The following is a 20,456-nucleotide window of genomic DNA, read 5'->3' on the forward strand; positions in this document are numbered from 1 at the left end:
CTTGCCGGAGTTCTGTTTTTCTTTTCGGCAATTCAGGTATTCCGGTGTAGCCAGCGGTAACACCATTTAACAGACGAAGCTTGCATAGCCTGGTCCCGTCGCCTAACTTAAATACCGGATGTATGAAACGGGAGAGTGGTATGGAGCGAGGCGCGGTGAAGCAAGCACGACGGTTTATCTCCGGCAATACCGGCCAGTTCACTGCCGTATGGCTGCAATGTCTGCTGATGCTGTGCCTTGTGATCCCGGGCTTTGCATGTGCCGGAAACGAGCTGACGATTTATACCGAGGACTGGCCACCGGTCACATTTAAAAACGGCGACAAGCCGGATGGTATGGCAGTGGAAGTCGTGCAGGAACTGCAGCGCCGCATCGGTAATACTTCAGCAATTCAGGTAGTGCCCTGGAATCGCGCCTATAAAGCCTTGCTGGACGAAGCGAACGTCATGATCTTTACCGTAGGCTGGTCGGAAGAACGCGAGCGTCAGATGACGCTGATCGGCCCGGTCGCTGTATCCCGCACCGTGCTGTACACCCGCAAAGGCAATGCCGCCCGCCTGCAAGCCCTCAAAGACGATATCAAACATCTTGCCGTTGGCGCATACCGCGGCAGTATTTTTGCGGATGCTGCTGCCCGCAAGGGCTTTCAGACACTGGAGCTGGCCGGTACGCCACAGGTTGTTGCCAAAATGCTGATGTCAGGGCGCTTTGATTTATGGTCTGAAGGCAGCGTGGTTGTTTCATCTGTACTGAAAGAGATTGGCTATACAGCCAATGATGTCGAGCCTGTCATGGTGCTGGAAAGTCTGGATTTGTATCTGGCGTTTTCTTCCAAGACGTCACTGAGTACGATCAGGCAATGGGAAGATGCGCTGCGCCAGATGAAAAAAGATGGCAGCTTCCAGAAAATTCACCAAAAATGGTTTCCGAATGAACCGGTACCGGCTGAAGTCACCCGCAAAGGCCTGACGGCGCAGTGAGTCCGTCCGCCGGAAAATAAGCGGAAATTGTGCAGTTATCGTCATTTACTATTTCCGGAGAGCCGGACTTTCTGCCGACGACCGCCGGATTGCTATGCTAAACACCGCATTTCAGCAAAAAACAGGCCAAGAACAGGCTAAAAACAAGTCAAACAAGGCCAGAATTTAACAATCCAGCGCCTGCTGATGATTCTGCCCCGACTGGCCTGCAGCTCGTACAGGTCACTCAGGCTGCATTTCAGGACTTTTCCACCAGTACTTGTCCACGCGCGAGCAATTCGCTGTAGCGGCTGACATCAATGTTGGCACCGCACACAATCAGCCCGACTTTTTTGCCGTTCAGCGTTTCCTTCAGCGGCCCGAGTAACGCAGCGGTACTAGCGGCAGTTGCAGGCTCGGTAACCAGTTTCATGTCGCGGAACAGAAAATACATGGCCTGACACAGCGCATCATCACTGACCCGCACCACATCATCCACAAAACGCTGGCACACACCAAAGCTGTAAGGCAATGCAAACGGCGCGCCCAGGCTGTCAGCAACCGTGCTGACTTTCTCCAGCTTTTCAGGTTGCCCGCTGCGCAAGCTGCGCGACATTGAATCCGCGCCTTCCGGTTCCACACCATACACTGCGCAGGCCGGATTGATTTGTTTGACTGCCGCAGCAATACCGGCGCACAGTCCGCCACCGCCAATCGGCACAATCACAGCATCCAGCTGCGGTACTTGCTGCATCAGCTCCAGTCCAACAGTGGCCGTACCCTGCGCAGTCAGCTGGCCTTCAAACGGATGAATCATGGTGCGCGATTCATCTTCAGCAATCTGTTTTGCCCACGCAAAGGCCTGATGCACATCGGGTGCCAGCAAAATTTCCGCTCCTGACGCTTTGCAGGCAGCGATCCTCGCAGGGCTGGATTGTTCGAGCATGACAACTTTTGCATGGGTGCCAGCCAGCGCAGAAGCATAAGCAACAGCGATAGCGTGATTTCCCGCACTGACGGCAACCACGCCCCTCGTTTTGGCTTCCGCATCCAGCGCTTCAATGCAATTCAGTGCTCCGCGCAGCTTAAAAGTACCGGTCTTTTGTAGCAATTCCAGCTTCAGCCAGACTTCTGTTTGTGGCAGCAACTGATCTGCAATCACACCGGTTTGCCATTGCCAGACAGGTGTTGTCAGAACCTTGCCTTGTAAACGTTTCGCGGTTTCCTGAATGGTTTGTAAACGAGGATATTCAGACATGCGTGTTTTCTCCTTATCGTGAATTTTTTAAAAAACTGCGATCCGAAAAAAGTACCGGATCTGCTGGGTGACTTGAAGCTCAGACTAAACCTTACACAGACTGTATCACAGCTTCGTTTTGAAAAAATACATACAGCCGCTTACGGAAATTTTTCCAACTGTCATAGAAATTTCTGTGATGCGCTTTGGCTACGATGAAAAGTTTCTTGGTTTAATAGCAGTAGAAAAACATCTTTTGAAAGGTTACGTAAAGCTGTATGCTCACCGGAGCCTATCTTTAGATTTACTGCTTGCGGAAGACTGAAAAACTCACCAGAATCGCAGCAGTTCATGCTGTAACAGAATGGACAGAATATGAATGAAAACCGCGTGGGGCGCAGTCACCGTAAAAAATGCGGTTTGTAAAAGATAATACTGCGCAGAACTTTTGTGGACGGGAGATTTGCTAACCCGGGTACAAGTGAGATTTCAAGCCAGTATGTCTATGTTCGTCCGATATCCGCAACCACGCCGATGCAGTGCAGGAAATCATGACGTTTGAATGAGGCGAAGCGCCTGATGCTGAATGTGCATGCTGATGCCGCGACGGCTACAACAGCGTTTCGTATGGGTTATGAAAGCCTGTTTCAGCTCAGCAGGGAATAGCAGGGAATAGCGGAGATTTTTCGGAGCCCCGCCACCCAAAGGCATTTCATCCAGTCAGGATGTGTAATCGAAGCAACTTTTGATCCAGAGTTAACGCCGAAACTGTCGATTGTATCGGCGCATTGCCGGCATCGCGAGGATTCCCGCTGTCTTCAATTTCGCTGAGAATCAGCCTTTACCGGAATAGATTCCAGTGCAAATCATGGTGTCACCGGCACCGCGTTCACAGTAGGATTTCTTCAGTTCGTAAGACTGGGTAGCCGGATTGTTAAATTTGTATGGTCCATACCAGCCCTTAGATGAAGCTTTGACCATATCGATCATTCCTTTGATAAACGTATTGCCATCGACATCACGCATCGCCAGAAGATTTTTCCCAACCATTTTCGGGTTTGCACCTTGTGCCAGACAGTTGCCTTCAAAGTCATACACAAAAACGTATAAATCTTTTAATTTAAAACTGTTGTCCGTATGATCAGTAAATGCTTTATAGGCTTTTTCAGTACCCGCTGATTTGACCATAGAAACAGCATCTTTAACCATTTTGACGGCCTCCGCTTCACTGCCATGTTCGGAGGCGGATGCAGATACATGTATTTCTGACATCAGTAACGCTGCAGAAAATACAGCAAACGGTATTGTTTTCTGATTCATTCTTACCTACTCCTGATTGATTTTTTTTACGAATTACATAGTGCATTCCGGTTTCTTTTCTGCCGTTTATCGTTTTAGCACATGAAATACTGATATGTTGAGAATTAACAATATTTCAGGAATCATTGATTCTGAATCAATACTTACTGTCTCTGAAAGCTTGTTGCTGATGTATTACACACGAAATGATCAGCAAAATTGATGTTCAGCACCGGACAAGACTGAGTCTGATGTCGTGGCTCCTGAGTAATGTGAATTTTTGATAATCAGTTCCGTATTTCAGCTACACTGGGATTGTGCAGGCAGCGGCTCAGTGAGAATGATTCACAAAACAGATAAGCAAGATTTTGTTTTTTTACAGAGCAGGAATACAGATGAGTCTTTTAAACACGGTTTCGAAACTTCTTGGCGGCGGAGAGTCTGCAAACTGAAACACCGGACGGAAAAGGTTATCCGCGCGGACTTGCGGGTAATGATGTCCCTGTGGATGCGCGTATCGTAGGGATTTGCGATGCGTTCGATGCGATGACCAGCACGCGGCCTTATCGCCGCGGTATGCCGGTCGAGAAGGCACTTTCAATTATCGAAGAAAATGCAGGCCGTCAGTTCGATGCTTCTTTCAGCAAAATTTTTATCAATATGGGACGCGCTGGAAAACTCGATCCTGTTGTCGCACACAGTGACGAGGGAATCCCGCTGCGCGAATGCCTGCAGTGCGGTCCGGTGATCGTATTGAAAAGAAAGCATCAGCATGGTGATAAAGTGTATTGTCCGGCCTGTACGGGTGAATACTCACTGGTGTCACAGGGCAATTCGATCAGCATTGCGCCAACCGGCGCAACAGGCACACCAAAACAACTGGAACCGGAAGCGGATACAGAACTCATCGCCAGACTTGTCCGGGATTCTGCGCGGGCACTGCTCGCTGGCTGAACCGGAAAGTATCACGCTAATTTTGCTATCGCTGGCTGCACAGGGTGTCGGAGATCTAGCAGCAATCTGACGACACTCCTCGGTATCACCTTGTGGTGAACGAGAAATCCCTTTTGATGTGTGCACCCGATACGACGGCATTCACCGTAACTTTGTAAGTTGTTTTCGGTTTAAATGGCTGATATCCGACCAGATACGCAATATGCCTATCACGGTGGGGATTGGGGTACCGGGTGCTGTTCCACCAGAACAGACGTACACCTAAAGTCTTTTGTGTATTTATTTCCGTCACAGTGGCATCAAGCTGCTCGATGACAGCGGATCTTTCAAAGCCGAAAATCATTGCAGCTGATGTGCCGTTTAGCCAGTCGTCATTTCCCGTCTTGTCTTTCGGTAAATCAGGAACCGGATTCGGATCTTCCGGTGTCATAGAAAGCGGTACGCCTGTCTGCCCGTCGTAAGGGTAATGGAAGAAAAACTGTCCGCTGTTTTTCTGGCATAAGCTGTAACCAGCACTGGTAAGCTGATTGCCAAAATTCAAAACCAACGGATTCAGTTCGTTTCCGCGGTCATTGAGTACCGCATAGCCGATGCCGATATCCGTTGCGCACTGATCCAGCATCAGACGTGCGTGACTGATCGTGTTCAGAAAGTTATAGGCCGGAGACAAATGAAATACAAAATTTGCGCCACCCAGATTTTCGCCGGCAGTTCCGGGATAACCGGCAAACTGGGCGCGCTCGGTGGGCCCGCTTCCGGTAAATTGAGGGCGATCATATTGTTCTGTATGTCCGTAAGCACTGGCATCATCAGGCAAATTTCTGACGATGTAGCGTAAATGATTTTGTGCTGCCGAATCAAGTTGCCGGTTTTGTACCAGCACCCCAAGCCCAAGCTTGCGACGAATCGAATTTAATTCATAAAACGTTTGCAGTTCCGGCGAAAGCGGTAAATAGTCGGGCTCCGGAGCATAGATTTGCAAAGGCAACTGCGTACAGTGCGGATAATCAGCTGCATTATTCATACAGGTATTGGAAAGGCGGCTGCTGTGACAAGCAGAAATTCCGGATATCAGCATGAGCAATAAAGTACATAAATACAGACGTCTGATCATGAGTTGCAATGCATCGGCGTGGTTGAGATGAGGACTAACAGAGCCGCGATTTTACGCAATATTTATTAATTCAGAAAAAGTTTTTATTAACCGTCTTAGTGATGGCATTGAAATTCTGAAAAGCGAATCTGCCATCAGGCATGCAACTGCTCTTAGTGTTGTCAGATGGGCTGATGAATGTCAGGCTGAACTGAAAGCAAAGTGCAACTGTCATTAGCTGTTGCACTTTGCTTTGTCTGGTAAGGGGTTCTACGAAAAGCCAGTCATTGCAGCCATAGTTTACATGACGTAATTTGTGGTGCGATGGCTGATGTGACGGGCTTCTGAATTATTGTAGCGCTTCCGCTGGTCCGAAAAATTCGTAATGGCTTTGTGATTCCGGTACACCGATGTCGCGTAAATGGAATTTCACCGCTTTCATAAATGGCAGCGGGCCGAGGAAATAGGCGTCTACATCGCGTGAAGCCGGAATCCATTGTTCCAGATGTTCACGTGACAGAAAACCGGTCGCATCCGCGCCTTCTGTACCCTGTTCATATACATAGTAGCGCTGCAATTGCGGGTGTGCCGCTGCCAGCGCATCAATATGCGCACCGAAAGCGTGAACACCAGCGTGCCTTGCAGCATGAATAAAGTGCACAGGTCGCTGTGTTTGTAATGCTTTGCTCAGCATTGCCAGTGTCGGTGTAATACCCACACCACCACTGATCAGTACCAGCGGTTTTTCACTACTGTTCAGTGTGAAAGCACCAGTCGGCGGAAACAGGCTGACCTGGCTGCCGACGCTGATATGATCGTGAAGATAGTTGGATACCTTGCCACCCGGTTCGCGTTTTACGCTGATTCTGTAAGTTTTGCCGTTACTGATGTCAGACAGCGAATACTGGCGGCGTGCCTGCTCACCGTCGATTGTGAGCAGTATTGTGATGTATTGTCCCGGCAGAAAATCCATCACTTCGGCCTCGTCTGCGGGTGCCATGACAAAGGAAGTGATCTCGTCGCTTTCTATGGTTTTACTGATCACTTGAAAAGATCTTTCACCTTGCCAGCCGCCAACTGCCTGCGCATTTTTTGTATAAATTTCTTGTTCGGCACCAGTCAGAATTTCTGCCAGCTGACCATACGCGGCAGCCCAGGCTTCGATCACAGCGTCGGTAGCCACTGCTTCACCAAGCACTTCACGGATCGCGCCTAGCAATGCAGCGCCTACCATTGGGTAATGCTCTGGCATGATTTGCAAAGCTGCATGCTTGTTGACGATGCCTTTTACCAGCGGGCCGAGTGCTTCCAGACGGTCGATATTGGAGGCATACATCAGAATGCTGTTAGCCAGTGCTCGTTGCTGTGTGCCGGAATGCTGGTGAGCCTGATTGAAAAACGGCAAAACTTGCGGATATTCGCTGAACAGTTTTTGATAAAAATGACGTGTCAGTGTTTCGCCGCCTTGCTGAAGGACTGGCACGGTGGCAGAGATAATGGCGCGGTGTTCCTGGGATAGCATAATCAAACCTTTAATCTGGCAAATAATCGTCATCCCGTTCTGCGGTAGCGGTGAAGCCGGAAGCTTTTCGCGTGACTGATGCGTTGATGGCATCGTTATCGCAGCAGGCTTTGCAGAGCGAATGACAGGACAATGTTGTAGTCATTCAATGGCATCCTGCATCCATCTGATTGTCTGAGACTGACCTGCAGAAATTAATCTCATTCAGTAACGGGATGCCCCATGATCTGACTCATCGTGCACGCGCGCCGTTGTACGGATTGTTGTCAAAATCACTTGTGAGCCATTGAATTGAACACATTCTATCTGCAAAAAATAAAACATGCAAACAAAAAGCATCTTTATGATTAAGCGTATTTCCAATCTGAAAAATGTACTAGCTTTGATTTCCCTGCGTGGACTGCTCCGTGTTTCAGCGTTCAAAGCCGCGAGACTGGTAACCTCAGAGAAAACGTAATTTTGCCGTCGCTGCTTTGCGAGACCGACGCGTTGCCGCCGTGCAGTATTGCGATCGCTTTGACGATTGCAAGGCCTAAGCCGCTGCCACCATTATTTGAATAACGCGATGCATCTGTCCGGTAAAAACGGTCAAACAGACGTTCCAGATCAGCTTGTGCCAGCAGATCGCCCTGATTCGACACATCGAGAACGACAATTTGCGGATCAGCCGTTTTGGCGGTCAATTCAATGACCGTTCCTTCGGCAGCATAGCGCACCGCATTCGACACCAGATTGGCAAGCACGCGTCGCACCATATGCGGATCGGCGAAAATCTCAGCCTCTCCTGAACAGACAATCCTGAGCTGGCGCTGCTCAGCGAGATCTTCAAAATAGTCGGCAATACGTGCGAACTCATCACTGATGCTGACCGGATGATGTACAAGATCCCGGGCAATTTGCTGATGTTCGCTGCGCGCCAGAAAGAGCAGGCTGTCGACCAGACGTGTGAGCCGTTCAAAGGCTTCTAAATGTGATTCGAGCAAGGCTTCGTATTCGTCAGCGTTTCTTTGTTTGCTCAGAATGACTTGTGTTTGCGTGTTCAGCGCCGCAAGTGGTGTTCGCAATTCGTGGGCCAGGTCTGCTGAAAACTGATTCAGTTGCAGATAGCCATTTTCCAGCCGCGTAAGCATCTGGTTCAAACCATCGACCAACGGAAGCAATTTGCCGGGAACCTGGCTGCTATCAAGCCGCTGAGACAGGTTTTGCGGACTGACGGCGGCCGTTTGCGTGCGCAATTTCCGCAAAGGCGCGAGGCCACGCCAGATAACAAAAAGTAGAATGCCACCGGACAGCAGGCCGGCAGCGAGACTGGTGAACAGAATTTGCAACCGGTATGTTTTCAGTAATACATCCCGCTCTGAATACAATCTTGTCAGCCTGATTTCAACTGGCTTATTCCCGAGACTGGAGATGGCAGTTAATGTGGCAGCCGGAACGCCACTTTCTGTTTGCCAGTGTCGGATGTGCTGTCGTCCTGCCTCATTTGTTAACGGTACCGGTGTTAGTACGGGGAAAGCCAAATTGACGGGGTTGATACGCAGGATCGGGGCGGAGGGTTTTACGCTGACATCATCCATCTCAATCAAAGCATTGCTTTCACCGCTCATCGTATCCCGGACGTAATCAGCCTGAGAACGGAGCATTTCCGCAGTGCTGCTATGGCTGAGTAATTGTCGCAACTGGCGTAATTTTCCCAGCAGCTGTACATCATCCCTTTGTAATAACTGGGCTTCAAAGGTTTCATATAAATACAGCCCGAGTAATGCGCTGGCTGCTGCGGCAACCATTGCACCGGAGATGCCGAGTCGCCATCCGAGTGAGCGTTGTTTGCTCATGATCGCAGTTCACAGACATAGCCCATACCACGGACAGCATGAATCAGTTGTCCGGGCACCGGATCGTTGATTTTCTGGCGCAAACGCTTAATTGCGACGTCCACGACATTGGTATCGCTGTCAAAGTTCATATCCCAGACCTGTGAAGCGATTTCACTGCGCGATAAAATCTCTCCCTGACGACGCATCAGCAGGCAGAGCAGGTTAAATTCCCGTCCGCTCAGGTGCAGGCGTGCATCATTGCGTGTCGCAGTTCGCGCCAGTACATTTAAGCGAAGGTCATTGATAACCAGCACATCATCTTCGCGTTGCGGGCCGCGCCGGAGCAGGGTACGGATACGTGCCAGTAATTCAGCAAACGCAAACGGCTTCACCAGATAATCGTCTGCACCGAGTTCCAGACCGTGAACCCGGTCAGAGAGCGCATCACGGGCGCTGAGAAATAACACCGGTGTGTGTCGCCCCGTAAGCGATTCCCGCAGATGACGCAGAATAGTCCACCCGTCTATTCCTGGCAGCATAACGTCTAGTACGATCAGATCGTAGGCTTGCTCCAGCGCCAGATGCAGCCCGGTTTTGCCATCGTTGGCAATGTCCACCACAAAACCGGCTTCGCTGAGCCCCTGTTTCAGGTATTCGTTGGTCCGGATTTCATCTTCTACAAGAAGCAATCTCACGCTTATCCTCACTGATTTGTCATCTGGCTGAATGATAGCCGGAATACAGCCTTCGTTCGATGACAATGATGTCATCGAGTTGTCAGTAAAGGCTCATGGCAACCTTCTTAAAATGACGCCATGAAAACACTTTTGAAAGCCATGTTGCTGGTAATGATCTCGCGAAATGCCAGTGCACAAACTACACCCGGAATTGTATTCGACGATGCGATGAATCTGGCACGCCATGCGCAACAGCATTGCCGGACTCTGCATCGTGATATTGCGGTATCAGTGGTGGATGCCAGTGGGCAGGCTTTACTGATACAGAGAGCAGAAAGTGTCGGTCCGCATAATCTGGAGGCTGCGCGCAGGAAAGCTTATACCGCCTTATCGACACGACAGCCGACCTTACAACTTGGTCGTCAGGCACGGAGCCAGCCGGACACCGCAGCGCTGCAATACTTACCGGAGTTATTACTGCTTGGTGGTGGTGTGCCTATCCGCCGTGACGGACAGGTCGTTGGTGCAATCGGGGTTGCCGGTGGCGGTGGTCCGGAAAATGATGACGCCTGCGCCCGTGCAGCAGCGGACCTCATTCGTTAACTGATTTATTGATATATAAACGGAGAAGACAATGAAAATAACTGATTTGAAATTATGGCTGATATCTGCAGTACTGAGCTGTACGGCTGTTTCTGCGATGGCAGCGGATACCAATCCCGTCAGTGTGCATGTTCTGGACCTGCAAACCGGACAGCCAACGCCGGGTGTTCAGGTTGAGATCGAGATGCATACAAAAAATGGCGCATGGCAGCCTGTAGGAAAAGGGCAAACTGATGAAAATGGCAGAATCCGGTCACTGATCGCACAGGATGCAATAGCTAACTGGGCAGCCGGAGAGTATCGGGTTGTTTTTAAAACCGGTGACTATTACCGTACTAAAAAGCAGGCGACTTTCTTTCCGGAAATTCCTGTTGTGTTTCAGGTGGAAGATCAGAAAGCGCATTACCACATTCCATTACTTCTGAGTCCTTTCGGTTTTTCGACTTATCGCGGAAATTAAGAAAGTAAGGTAATTTTAAATAAATAAATTAATTAAATTTTTTATTAACATATTTATTGGTGAAATTATTCATGAAACATCAGGTGAAAATTTCATAAATGATTTCATCAAAGAAAGAGATTGCACGAAAGATCAAATTTACTTTTAGTTGCCGCATAAACATTTATTTGAAAACAGTTTAAATAAAGTTAGACGATTTCGAATTTATGCGGTACTATTCGCTTCAGCACTTGCATCAAGTCGTAGTCTTTGTCGGTCTCTTTCCTCTACTGCAGTAGTTATTGCAGCACTGTTTGAATTCCTTTCAGTTACTTTTTTCTTGATCTCCGGTGCCAACCGGGCGCAGCCCATTTTCAATTTTAAAAAGGAAGTAACATGAGCAATCAACAAACAGGTACAGTAAAGTGGTTCAACGAATCTAAAGGCTTCGGCTTCATCGCTCCTGATAACGGTGGTGCAGACTTGTTCGCCCACTTCGGCGACATCCAGACTACAGGTTTCAAAACGCTGACTGAAAACCAGCGTGTATCGTTCGAACGTGCAACTGGCCCTAAAGGCGACAAAGCCAGCAACATTCGTCCTCTGTAATATTCTTTCGCCTCACCATCTTAGTGCTGGCTATTGACCACATTCATCAAACGATACCAGTGTCGCTGGTATCAGCAAGTTTCACGATCGTTACTTGTCCGGAAGGCACTTTGCAGATAGCACTGGTCTCCGGAAGCAGACTCCCGTCACACCACGCAGATAGCATGGGTACCGGGCATCGTGATCGACAGTGAATGGAAGCTCGCTCCGGCGGGCTTTTTTCATTCTCTGTTCATACAGGTTGTTCAACCGCACCATAAGCTGCTTGCCAGCAACGAAGGGAAATGCCATGGCGAAAGAAGAATTGATTGAAATGATGGGCAGCGTCGGTGAAATTCTGCCGGATCTGCGGTTTCGCGTTGTTCTCGATAACGGTCACGAAATCATTGCCTATACCGGTGGCAAAATGCGCAAGCACAATATCCGTATTCTGGCAGGTGACAAGGTCACGGTAGAACTATCGCCTTACGATTTCAGTAAAGGCCGGATTATCTTCCGTCACCTGGCAACCCGCAGCGGTCCGCCGCCAGCGCCGCGCCGCCATCACTGATATTTGCTCATCGCGCATGTCGCAAAACATCAGCGCAGGAAAATAAAAAACCGGCTTGCAATCAGGCCGGTTTTTTTATGGGAGTTTGCAAACGTTTCCGGCGCAGTCATTGTGCAAAAATCCGCATTCACGATTTCCGGAGAGCCGGACTTTCTGCCGACGACTGCCGGATCGCTGTGCTGAACACCGCATTCGGGCTTAAAACAGGCTCTCCGTAGCATACTGATTGATGGCTTTCGGATGGGGCTGACTTTCGATAAGACGCGTTCATCTGACCTCATTCACCTTTTTCATCCACCTTTATAGCCCATTGTTGCAGACAGTCTGCCAGTAAGCGGCGAATTGCCTGTGCATTTCTGAGTCCGTTGCGAAGCCAGACGGCTTTGCCCGCCACTTCGAGGCGGGCAGCATGGTCAAACTGATCGAAATCCTGCGGCCAAACCAGCGCCGGAATCGCATGTTGCAGGCAGTGATACATAATCCCCGCGCCACCGTGATGAATTACCGCCGCATACTTTGCCAGATGGCTTTGATACGAGATATAGCTGTAGCGGTGCAGATTACTGCGCAATGGCTGATGTTGCTGATCGTGACGCCCGTCTGAAAAATGAAAATCCCATTCGGGGCAAATAGCCGCCAGTTCGCTGAGTGCGGCAACCACGGCTTCTTTCTGCCAGTGCAAATGGGTTCCCAGTGTGATCAGAATCGCGGGACGTTCAGCGTCAAATTGCGGTTCAGGGGTGGTCAGCGGTGGTGTGTACAGCGCCGGACCTATGAATTGCAATGCTTGCGGCCAGTTACGCGGAAATTCCAGTGCCGGATCAGCCAGCGCAAGTATGCAATCCGGTGAGTAAGCGGCTTCACTGCCATCCGCGCGATACAGCGTTCTGACACCCAGATCGCGTAGCAGCGGGTAGCACAGGGTGAATACTATCCGTTTAAAGCAGCGGACTTTTTTTCTGTGCAGCCATTGCAGCCAGTATTGCCAGCGGTTTTCCGGCGGTTGCAGACCACCGCAATACGCGGGCGGACCTTCGCTGGTTTCGATGACGCAGGGCGAGGGCATACTGGTCCACCAACTGATCTGATGCTGTTGCGCGATGATGCCGGCCAGCGGCAGCGTAAAGTCGGCAATGATCAGATCGGGTTTTGCCTTCGTGCGGTAGTGCTGATCGAGCTCTGTCCGGAATTGCCGGAATAATCTGAGCGCGGCGCGGAACTGACGCCACAGTGCCAGCGGATTGCTGCGTACAGCCTTCCCTGGATTGGCAATCTGATCCAGCGTGTCGTCTGCTTCGCTGCCTTCCAGCACGCTGTGCGCCTGTAACCCGGCCTGAGCAATCGCCTTACCGGCGGCCGGTGTACTGATGACTTGCACGCTGTGCTCAGCGGCAGCGGCGCGTGCCAGTGCCAGCACCGGATGCAAATGTCCGGCAAACGGCGGCGCCAGAAAGTCGATACGTAAGGCTTTTTTGCCTTTGGTCGCCATCAATGCTTGTAACAGATTTAACAGATTATTTGGCGTGTCACTGGCGCTGTAGCCGGGTTTCTGGTTTGCCTGTTCAGGCTGCACGGTGCTGTTCATGGCGGTATCCCGAAAAAGTCCTGACGCTGATTTGCTCAATGAACTGGCGGCAGTGCTGTAACACTTCCGGCTGTTGCAGGTAATTCAGATGATCTGCATCGACGAGTAAATCAGCCTCTGCAAACCAGCGGCGCGAAATCCAGTCCGCTCTGCCCTGTACCAGTAAACTGTGACATGCGGGTTTTGTCCGCGCGACCGGGCCGTAAGCAAATACCGACAGTTTTTGCAGATCAGCAGCAGGTAACTGCAGGCTGCTCAGTAACTCCAGCCCGCAACTGCCCGCGACAAAAACCGTATGTTCAGCCTGCGCTAACAGTTGCTGGATCAGAGGGCGGTAATGACGCCGGAACCACGGAGTGCGCGCATTCAGATATTCCCGCGCATTGGCCAGACTGGCGCGCAGTAAAGGAACCGGCTGATATGGTTTGTCAGATGGCAGATACGGAAAATTATTCAACACCAGATGACGCCCCTGTCCTGACAGTTGCATCAGAAATGCATGTTGCGCAGGGCTCAGTGCCCAGCAATCAGGCTTGCTTCTGCCATTCAGCATGGCGATTTGCAGTAAATGCTTCATATGATCTGCCTCGTGTTGAGTTCAGGATTCAGCGACATGGAACTGGTCATTGCGTTTGACCTGATACACCCGCGAACGCCAGCGTATGCGGCGCTCACGCAATGCATGCAGTAAATGCAGCGGTTGTAGCAGTTCGGATAACAGCGACAAGCCAAAACGATGTCTGAATGCACCCGTCACCTGTTTTTGTACCAGCATCATTGCCGCACTGCGCATCACCAGCACCAAGACCAGCAGAAACAGCGTAGCGGGCTGCACGATGCATAACAGCAACAGTATCCATAGCAATAAAGGGTGTATGCCTTGCAGCAGTGTGATCAGCAAGGCGGTGCCTTTACTTTGCTGTTGCAATAACAGCGTCGCAAACACCATCCAGCGATGCATTTGCTGACGGTAATGGCGCATGTCGCTTACGCTGGTCTGCACTTCCACCGGCACCGCCAGTTGCAGCAAATCGCCGTCGTGCTGTCTGCACAATTCCGCCATTGCCAGATCATCGGTCAGATGCTGCAATACCGGTGCAAAACCACCACACTGCTGCAAAAAATCACGACGTAACGCATAGCACATGCCATTGATGGATACCGGTGTGGTGAATGGCAGTAAAGGCAGATACGTCATCACCGCGTTATTGTTGACAAACTGTGCCAGCAACTGTGAAGGCAGATTATTACCCTGCTGGTAATGAGGCAGAGCGGTGACGATGCCGCGTACAGGGCAATGCTGCACCAGCGCACGCAAACTGGCGGCAGGCAGCGTTGCATCATCATCCAATACCAGACAAACCGCTGTCTGCAGTAAGGGTCTGGCCAGTTCCAGCTTCCAGGCCTTGGGATTGATGCCGTCCGGTGCCGGATCACACAGCAGAACGTTAATTTGTGCGGCAGGGAAGGATGCACGTAAGGCTGCGGCGATCTGTTGAGCGACGGCATCATCACGATCAATCAGCCACAAAAATGCCTGTTCCGGCAGTGTTTGCAGATTTGTTGCCAGCACTTGCGGCAAACGCGGATCACCGCTGAGCAGCGGCTGGACGATCGTCACTTCCGCCTGCGCGGATTCGCCACTGACACGGAAGCGTTTGGCAGCGCTGTGGGTTTCCGGCATGTTAGCCAGTGCCACCAGCGCATACGCCGTTTTGAAGCCGAGCAGACTCAGGTATAACAGGGCGCACAGAATGATCAGGCTGATCAGCATGGCTGTTCCTTTTGCCAGTCGATAAAGCGACGCAAGCCTTCGCTGACCGATACCGAAGGTAAACCGAGATCACTGATAGTACGTGAAGGATTAAAGGTTTTGGAATAAGCAAACACACTGACACCAAAACGGGTGACAGGTGGCTCACCACGCAGACGTAACAGACTATAAATCTGCTCAATCAGGCCTGCTGCGATCCAGGCTGTTTTAATACTGATACTGCGTTTCGGTTCCGGTAAATCCAGCTCTCTTAATACCTTCAATAAGAAATCGGTAATGCGTACCGGTTCTGCATTGGTCAGGTTATAAGCCAGTGCAAGTTTTTTTGCTTCGCAGGCACGCATCATGTAATCACATAAGGTATCGATATAAATCAGATCGCCGACCGCTGGTGTGTCGGTCTGAAATACAGGTAATTTACCTTCCTTCGCCGCACGAAGAATGCGTGGAAACAGTACGGTATCGCCGGGGCCGAATACTGCGCGTGGTCGCAGAATGGTTTTTTCACCTTCGTATTCGCGCACCAGCAGTTCTCCAGCGTATTTTGTTTCTGCATACAAATTGACAAATGCAGGGCCGATCGGACTGTCTTCGTGCAGATTAGTCTGGTGCCGGTTCTGATAAAACACGGAACTGGAAGACAGATAAATCAGACGCGGCTTACCATGGGTACGGCAAAACTCAATCACGTTACGGGTGGCTTCTATATTTTGCTGTTCAAATTCTTCACGGGTGCCCCACGGTGCTGCTCTCGCTGCCGCATGAATCACAACATCGGGACAAACCGGCAAATCAAATGGCTGGCTCAGATCCAGAGGGTGATACACCACCTGCACCGGTAAATCTGCATCCAGCCGTCGGCCTATGCCATGCAGCGATAAATCACTGCGTTCAGCAAAGCGCTTCATAAACGATGAGCCAACAAAGCCGGAGGCGCCGGTGACTAAAATAGTTTTCACAGATTACTCCTTGTGCGGTGATTGCTGACAACGGATACGGCGGCGTTTTTGTCCGGCTGGCATTGCCTCCCATCCGGCAAAACGTATTTCGGGGGCTTGTAACTGCTGCTGCAAAAACAGCGTGAATAATGCAGCCGCTGTCTGGTGCTGCAGCGCGCTGATTTGCTCTGCTGTCAATTGCGTCGCTTCCTGCAAGCGTATCAGCCAGATAATGCCGTGTTGCTCAATACGGTAGTCTTCGATGGCCGGTTGTAACTGCATCATCAGATGGCGCAGCTTGTCAGGAAAAACCGGTTGCATGCTGCTGTCAGCTGCTGGCAGCCATAAAACATCATCCTGACGGCCTTCAATTGCCGATAACACGCGGCTGTGCCGGCCGCAGCGGCATTGTGCGGAACTGACGCGCAGTACATCATCCAGCCGGTAGCGAACGAAGGCTTGCGTTTCGCGTCCGAAATCGGTGATTTCGGGCGTAAAGCGTTCGTCATCCAGCCAGTGCGGCTGAATATGCAGCCATTCCTCGTTCAGATGCAGCTGCCCGTGTTCGCAGGTATAGGCCAGCAAACCCTCGGTGCATTGATAAATTTGCCCCGCTTGCTGCCGCCACGCCTGCTGTACCAGTAACTTGTCATCTGCTTCCAGCACTTCTGCAACGCTGATGACTTGCTGAGGCTGTATCTGCAGACTTCCCTGCAATTGCGCACGTGCCAGCGCGGCCAGTACCGATGCAGGTGCGATCAGTATTTGCGGCTGTACGCCCTGCAACCAGTTCACCAACGCAGAGAGACTTTGCTGCAGATCGCCATAGTGAAAATGCAGACGGGCATTGTGTACCGTGGTGTACAGCTTGCTGTTGGCTCTTAACAAAAACGCGACAGATAAAGGTTTTGCGAACGGATTCAGTAATTGCCGTAAATGCGCAGGCTTCAGAACCCGTGCGAGGATCACCCCGGCCCAGCGTGCTCTTTCCTTATCGCTGACCAGAAAAACGCCGCGCTGCCCTGATGTCCCGCTGGACAAACCGACGGCAATACCGGGTTGCAGCGGCGCGGAAAATGCGCGTTGTTTTTCAGCGGTCAGACCGAATTGCTGTGCCTGCTGCAGGCTGATTCCGGCCTGATTCAGTTCAGCAAAGTGTTGCTGCATCTGCTCTTTCTGCATCAGCGGCCACTCCGGTAAAGGCTTACCGGCAAAGGCGCGGTAATACGGAATGTGCTGTGCGCAAGATTGCAGGAAGTGGCTGACGCGCCGCTGCTGCCAGTTTTCCAGTGCGGCTCTGTTACTGAAGCGAAAACCATAACGGGTACGGATAAACGCATGCAGGAAAATACCTGCCTGTTGAAGACGGCTCAGCATGATGTGCTCCCGTCACGGTAAGCTGCCAGACTGTCGGTGCAGTGTGAAGGCAGCAGTGCAATTTCCGGATGTCGTGTGCCGAGGGTATGCAATTGCTGCAGCGTATGGCGATACTGGTGCCAGTCATGCATGACGAGGCGGGTCAGCGCAGAAGGCATACTCGCATGCTGCCATGCGGCGCGGGACCAGCAGGCATCGGCACACAGAAAAACTTCACGATCATACTGGTCGCGCAGAATCAGACCCATTTGTCCGGCAGAATGTCCGGGCAGAGATACCGCCATGATGCTGCCATCGCCGAAGATATCGTAAGCACTGCCGAAAGCTTGCCATTGCGCAGCCAGACTCCGCTGCGGATAGGATTCAGCCAGCGTCAGCCTTTGCTGAAAGTTGTCGGGCAACAGGCCGGGCAGCAAGCCGTGTCTGGTCAGTGCAAAGCGACTGCGTTCAGCAAGAACACTGCTGACTTCTGCGCCCATGGCGACAAAGCGTGCATTCGGCAAATCGCGCATACCAGCAACATGATCGGCATGGAAATGCGAAATCAGGCATAAACGGATATCGGACAATGCATAGCCTAGCGTGTGCAGTTGTGATGCCAGTGTCTGTTCCGGCGCCAGTTGTACCGGTGTCGCCCAGCGATACAGACGCTCAGGAAATGGTGTTGTCGCGGTGTCGAAATGTTCAGCGTAGCCGGTATCAAATAATACGGGGCCGGCCTGCGGGTGGACGATCAGCGCGGCAATCGATGGAAAATCCACCAGTTTCCAGCGACCGCGCTGATTGGCGACCCGTTCGCAGTGATGGCAACTGCCAACCTGCATCAGATGCAAACTCACACGTGTTGTCATCGCCGCCTCACAAACGCATGACGGCAACGCCGAGCGACACACCTGCGCCGGTACCGATCAGCGCAATCAGATCACCGCGCTTCGCCTTGCCGGAACGGATTGCTGCATCCAGTGCAAACGGCATCGAAGCAGCTACCTGATTGCCGTGACTGGCCAGAATATTCACGATACGGGCCGGGGAGATATCCAGCAGGCGCGGCAGGATGGAGAGCGCTTTACCGGATGCCTGGTGCGGAATAAAACACTGGATCTGATCGCGCCGCACGCCAGCCTGGCGTAAGACACGCTCAAACAATGCAGGCAAATGGCGTGCAGATAATTTATACAAAGCTTTACCATCCATCTCGAAAAAAGTTCCGACCGCCGACGCTACCTGAGCCTGACCCGCCAGAAAATAGTTGCTGCCACCGGCTTTCAGGTGACATGCATCCTGACCTTCGCTGTAGGTTTCCTGTGCAGCGGCAAGCAGTGCGCTGCCATCCGCATCGCTTCTTTCCAGAATCACAGCGGCTGCACCGTCGCCGAACAGTGGTGCGGTATAGCGGCATGCGGGATTCAGTGCGCGGCTGGGTAATTCAGCAGAAACCAGCAGCACGCGCCGGTAACGCCCCGCCGCAATTGCATAGCTGAGTTGCTCCAGTGCGACCAGAAAACTCAGGCAGGTCGCATTCAGATCAAATGCAGGTATACCACTGCCTTGTAAACCGAGGGCTGCATGAATTTGTGCCGCAAAGCAGGGAATCGCTTGCTGTGGCGTGCTGCTGGCAGAGACCACGCAGTCGAGATCTTGTGCTTTGAGGCCTGCAGAATCTAAGGCCGCGCGGGTAGCAATGACAGCCAGCGATTGCGCAGATTCGCCGGAGCTGGCCTGATGCCGCAGCTCCACACCGCTTGCGGCAGCAGTTGTACCGGCGCGTAATTGCCAGCGCTGGTCAAATTCCGCAGAGGTTACAAGCTGTGGCGGCAGGCTGGTTCCGGTCGATACGATACGTACCGGCAAACCCTGCTGACTGACTGATCCTGACGCGGAACCCGTATAGCCCATGATCCTGATTCTCCTGATGACGCTGAGTCAATTGGTAAATTGGTCAATTGAAAGGAAAGAATTGTCGCATTCTTTTGTCAAAACTTTATGCGTAATACCGACTGGCGCACTGCTGTCTGGCAGCGGTCAGAATGCAACAAAATGCTTGGACACAGTATGCGATGCATCGAAAAATTAGTACACTTAGCTATTAAAAGAAGATAAAAATATGCAATAAAGTATATAAAAAGGGAACTATGTCCACACAGCAAAGCCAGTTAATCGCAAGCCTGAAACAACAATTGCGCAACAAAGGCATCACTTACCGCCAGCTCGGTTTGTCGCTGGATTTGTCCGAAGCACGGGTCAAGAAAATGTTTGCCAGTGAACGTTTCACGCTGGACAGGGTGATAGAAATTGCTGAATTACTGGGAATGACTTTGTCTGAACTGACCCGCCTTGCGGAACAACAGCAGGCTGCAATTCATACCCTGACTGAAAAGCAGGAAGCTGAACTGACATCCGATACCCGTTTATTACTGGTTTGCGTCTGTGTACTGAATCACTGGAGCCCCGAAGAGATTACCCGTACTTATCAGCTGGATACCCACACATGTTTGTTGTATCTGCTGCGGCTGGACAAACTGGGGCTGATCAATGTGTTACCGGGCAACCGTATCCGGCTGAATATTGCACGTGATTTCGACTGGCTCAGCGATGGCCCGATACGCCGTTTCTTTATTCAGCATGGTTTGTCAGATTTTCTCAATGACGATTTTGTGCGAGAAGATGAAAGCCTGTGCTTCACGCACGGCATGCTGAGCCGTGCCGCCATGCATCAGATGCAAGCTGAAATACGTCGCCTGCGTCAGCGTTTTGCAGAATTACACAGCGACAGCATGGCCTTGCCGCTGACACACCGTCATGGCACGGCGATGATCGTTGCGATGCGTGAATGGGAATTACAGGCTTTTGAGTCACTGCGACGAAGCTGAGGACTGATACAAAACGATTTCAGAAAAAAAGTTTTTCACATGAAATTAATATGTAAAATTACATAGTAAATTGAAAACAAATTCTGCCGGATACTGAGAGATTATTTCTGATAATTGCTGGCATGCTATATGCATAAACTGCACCGTGCCGGA

The 20,456-nt window shown here is 51.1% G+C and carries 20 protein-coding genes; 7 read left to right on the forward strand and 13 right to left on the reverse strand.

The annotated features are described in order from the left end of the window. Positions 1–140: 140 nt before the first annotated feature. Positions 141–980, forward strand: a complete 840-nt coding sequence (locus KDM89_RS05710) for a substrate-binding periplasmic protein (protein ID WP_212686981.1) — start codon at positions 141–143, stop codon at positions 978–980. Positions 981–1,218: 238 nt separating this feature from the next. Here KDM89_RS05710 and KDM89_RS05715 read toward each other — a convergent pair whose 3' ends face one another. Then, complete coding sequence (locus tag KDM89_RS05715; protein ID WP_212686982.1) at positions 1,219–2,217, reverse strand: threonine ammonia-lyase; 999 nt, start codon at positions 2,215–2,217, stop codon at positions 1,219–1,221. Positions 2,218–3,030: 813 nt separating this feature from the next. After that, on the reverse strand, positions 3,031–3,516 hold the full coding sequence (locus KDM89_RS05720) for a cache domain-containing protein (RefSeq protein ID WP_230427695.1): 486 nt from the start codon (positions 3,514–3,516) through the stop codon (positions 3,031–3,033). A gap of 405 nt (positions 3,517–3,921) precedes the next feature. On the opposite strand from KDM89_RS05720, the gene KDM89_RS05725 reads away from it, so the two are divergent. Further along, positions 3,922–4,449: an HD-GYP domain-containing protein gene (locus KDM89_RS05725; RefSeq protein ID WP_212686983.1), complete on the forward strand. Its 528-nt coding sequence runs from the start codon at positions 3,922–3,924 to the stop codon at positions 4,447–4,449. Positions 4,450–4,534: 85 nt separating this feature from the next. Here KDM89_RS05725 and KDM89_RS05730 read toward each other — a convergent pair whose 3' ends face one another. The 4 genes from KDM89_RS05730 to KDM89_RS05745 all read right to left on the reverse strand — a co-directional run bounded on the left by KDM89_RS05730 (position 4,535) and on the right by KDM89_RS05745 (position 9,576). Beyond that, complete coding sequence (locus tag KDM89_RS05730; RefSeq protein WP_212686984.1) at positions 4,535–5,431, reverse strand: CAP domain-containing protein; 897 nt, start codon at positions 5,429–5,431, stop codon at positions 4,535–4,537. A 460-nt stretch (positions 5,432–5,891) separates the two neighbouring features. Further along, positions 5,892–7,064: an NO-inducible flavohemoprotein gene (gene hmpA / locus KDM89_RS05735; protein WP_212687187.1), complete on the reverse strand. Its 1,173-nt coding sequence runs from the start codon at positions 7,062–7,064 to the stop codon at positions 5,892–5,894. Between the two features lie 419 nt (positions 7,065–7,483). Next, on the reverse strand, positions 7,484–8,899 hold the full coding sequence (locus KDM89_RS05740; RefSeq protein ID WP_212686985.1) for a heavy metal sensor histidine kinase: 1,416 nt from the start codon (positions 8,897–8,899) through the stop codon (positions 7,484–7,486). After that, a complete protein-coding gene (locus KDM89_RS05745; protein ID WP_212686986.1) occupies positions 8,896–9,576 on the reverse strand; it encodes a heavy metal response regulator transcription factor in 681 nt (226 codons plus the stop codon). Before KDM89_RS05745 ends, KDM89_RS05740 begins: the two co-directional genes overlap by 4 nt. Positions 9,577–9,696: 120 nt before the next feature. Between KDM89_RS05745 and KDM89_RS05750 the strand changes: the two genes are divergently transcribed. From KDM89_RS05750 to infA, 4 genes are all read left to right on the forward strand, one after another. Continuing rightward, on the forward strand, positions 9,697–10,161 hold the full coding sequence (locus KDM89_RS05750; protein WP_212686987.1) for a GlcG/HbpS family heme-binding protein: 465 nt from the start codon (positions 9,697–9,699) through the stop codon (positions 10,159–10,161). Positions 10,162–10,192: 31 nt separating this feature from the next. Continuing rightward, positions 10,193–10,621: a hydroxyisourate hydrolase gene (gene uraH, locus KDM89_RS05755; protein WP_212686988.1), complete on the forward strand. Its 429-nt coding sequence runs from the start codon at positions 10,193–10,195 to the stop codon at positions 10,619–10,621. A 375-nt stretch (positions 10,622–10,996) separates the two neighbouring features. Next, entirely contained in the window at positions 10,997–11,209 is a 213-nt protein-coding gene (locus KDM89_RS05760) for a cold-shock protein (RefSeq protein ID WP_189356265.1), read from the forward strand. A 289-nt stretch (positions 11,210–11,498) separates the two neighbouring features. Continuing rightward, a complete protein-coding gene (gene infA, locus KDM89_RS05765) occupies positions 11,499–11,759 on the forward strand; it encodes a translation initiation factor IF-1 (RefSeq protein ID WP_212686989.1) in 261 nt (86 codons plus the stop codon). 277 nt (positions 11,760–12,036) lie between these two features. Here infA and KDM89_RS05770 read toward each other — a convergent pair whose 3' ends face one another. From KDM89_RS05770 to KDM89_RS05800, 7 genes are read right to left on the reverse strand one after another with little or no spacing between them, the layout of a single operon-like run. Beyond that, positions 12,037–13,344 carry a glycosyltransferase gene (locus KDM89_RS05770; protein WP_212686990.1) on the reverse strand — a complete coding sequence of 436 codons (1,308 nt, stop codon included), beginning with the start codon at positions 13,342–13,344 and terminating at the stop codon, positions 12,037–12,039. After that, complete coding sequence (locus KDM89_RS05775; RefSeq protein ID WP_212686991.1) at positions 13,322–13,921, reverse strand: hypothetical protein; 600 nt, start codon at positions 13,919–13,921, stop codon at positions 13,322–13,324. Before KDM89_RS05775 ends, KDM89_RS05770 begins: the two co-directional genes overlap by 23 nt. Positions 13,922–13,942: 21 nt before the next feature. After that, entirely contained in the window at positions 13,943–15,118 is a 1,176-nt protein-coding gene (locus KDM89_RS05780) for a glycosyltransferase (RefSeq protein WP_212686992.1), read from the reverse strand. Then, positions 15,112–16,077: an NAD-dependent epimerase/dehydratase family protein gene (locus KDM89_RS05785; RefSeq protein WP_212686993.1), complete on the reverse strand. Its 966-nt coding sequence runs from the start codon at positions 16,075–16,077 to the stop codon at positions 15,112–15,114. Before KDM89_RS05785 ends, KDM89_RS05780 begins: the two co-directional genes overlap by 7 nt. 3 nt (positions 16,078–16,080) lie before the next feature. After that, positions 16,081–17,433, reverse strand: a complete 1,353-nt coding sequence (locus tag KDM89_RS05790) for a F390 synthetase-related protein (protein WP_212686994.1) — start codon at positions 17,431–17,433, stop codon at positions 16,081–16,083. Beyond that, on the reverse strand, positions 17,427–18,284 hold the full coding sequence (locus KDM89_RS05795) for an MBL fold metallo-hydrolase (protein WP_212686995.1): 858 nt from the start codon (positions 18,282–18,284) through the stop codon (positions 17,427–17,429). The genes KDM89_RS05790 and KDM89_RS05795 overlap by 7 nt, the downstream gene beginning before the upstream one ends. 7 nt (positions 18,285–18,291) lie before the next feature. After that, complete coding sequence (locus KDM89_RS05800) at positions 18,292–19,329, reverse strand: 3-oxoacyl-ACP synthase III family protein (protein ID WP_212686996.1); 1,038 nt, start codon at positions 19,327–19,329, stop codon at positions 18,292–18,294. A 236-nt stretch (positions 19,330–19,565) separates the two neighbouring features. Between KDM89_RS05800 and KDM89_RS05805 the strand changes: the two genes are divergently transcribed. After that, positions 19,566–20,303, forward strand: coding sequence for a helix-turn-helix domain-containing protein (locus KDM89_RS05805; protein WP_212686997.1), 738 nt, complete (start codon positions 19,566–19,568; stop codon positions 20,301–20,303). Positions 20,304–20,456: the final 153 nt, after the last annotated feature.

The organism is Cognatundibacterium luofuense, from assembly GCF_018139685.1.
Lineage (GTDB): Bacteria > Pseudomonadota > Gammaproteobacteria > Burkholderiales > Burkholderiaceae_D > Undibacterium > Undibacterium luofuense.

What these genes read in the sequence shown, in the direction of transcription:
- KDM89_RS05800 (WP_212686996.1), bottom strand. Translation starts at nt 19,329, where the DNA reads ATGGGCTATACGGGTTCCGCGTCAGGATCAGTCAGTCAGCAGGGTTTG.
- KDM89_RS05790 (WP_212686994.1), bottom strand. Translation starts at nt 17,433, where the DNA reads ATGCTGAGCCGTCTTCAACAGGCAGGTATTTTCCTGCATGCGTTTATC.
- KDM89_RS05710 (WP_212686981.1), top strand. Translation starts at nt 141, where the DNA reads ATGGAGCGAGGCGCGGTGAAGCAAGCACGACGGTTTATCTCCGGCAAT.
- KDM89_RS05795 (WP_212686995.1), bottom strand. Translation starts at nt 18,284, where the DNA reads ATGACAACACGTGTGAGTTTGCATCTGATGCAGGTTGGCAGTTGCCAT.
- KDM89_RS05720 (WP_230427695.1), bottom strand. Translation starts at nt 3,516, where the DNA reads ATGAATCAGAAAACAATACCGTTTGCTGTATTTTCTGCAGCGTTACTG.
- KDM89_RS05750 (WP_212686987.1), top strand. Translation starts at nt 9,697, where the DNA reads ATGAAAACACTTTTGAAAGCCATGTTGCTGGTAATGATCTCGCGAAAT.
- KDM89_RS05780 (WP_212686992.1), bottom strand. Translation starts at nt 15,118, where the DNA reads ATGCTGATCAGCCTGATCATTCTGTGCGCCCTGTTATACCTGAGTCTG.
- KDM89_RS05740 (WP_212686985.1), bottom strand. Translation starts at nt 8,899, where the DNA reads ATGAGCAAACAACGCTCACTCGGATGGCGACTCGGCATCTCCGGTGCA.
- infA (WP_212686989.1), top strand. Translation starts at nt 11,499, where the DNA reads ATGGCGAAAGAAGAATTGATTGAAATGATGGGCAGCGTCGGTGAAATT.
- KDM89_RS05770 (WP_212686990.1), bottom strand. Translation starts at nt 13,344, where the DNA reads ATGAACAGCACCGTGCAGCCTGAACAGGCAAACCAGAAACCCGGCTAC.
- uraH (WP_212686988.1), top strand. Translation starts at nt 10,193, where the DNA reads ATGAAAATAACTGATTTGAAATTATGGCTGATATCTGCAGTACTGAGC.
- KDM89_RS05715 (WP_212686982.1), bottom strand. Translation starts at nt 2,217, where the DNA reads ATGTCTGAATATCCTCGTTTACAAACCATTCAGGAAACCGCGAAACGT.
- KDM89_RS05760 (WP_189356265.1), top strand. Translation starts at nt 10,997, where the DNA reads ATGAGCAATCAACAAACAGGTACAGTAAAGTGGTTCAACGAATCTAAA.
- KDM89_RS05805 (WP_212686997.1), top strand. Translation starts at nt 19,566, where the DNA reads ATGTCCACACAGCAAAGCCAGTTAATCGCAAGCCTGAAACAACAATTG.
- KDM89_RS05775 (WP_212686991.1), bottom strand. Translation starts at nt 13,921, where the DNA reads ATGAAGCATTTACTGCAAATCGCCATGCTGAATGGCAGAAGCAAGCCT.
- hmpA (WP_212687187.1), bottom strand. Translation starts at nt 7,064, where the DNA reads ATGCTATCCCAGGAACACCGCGCCATTATCTCTGCCACCGTGCCAGTC.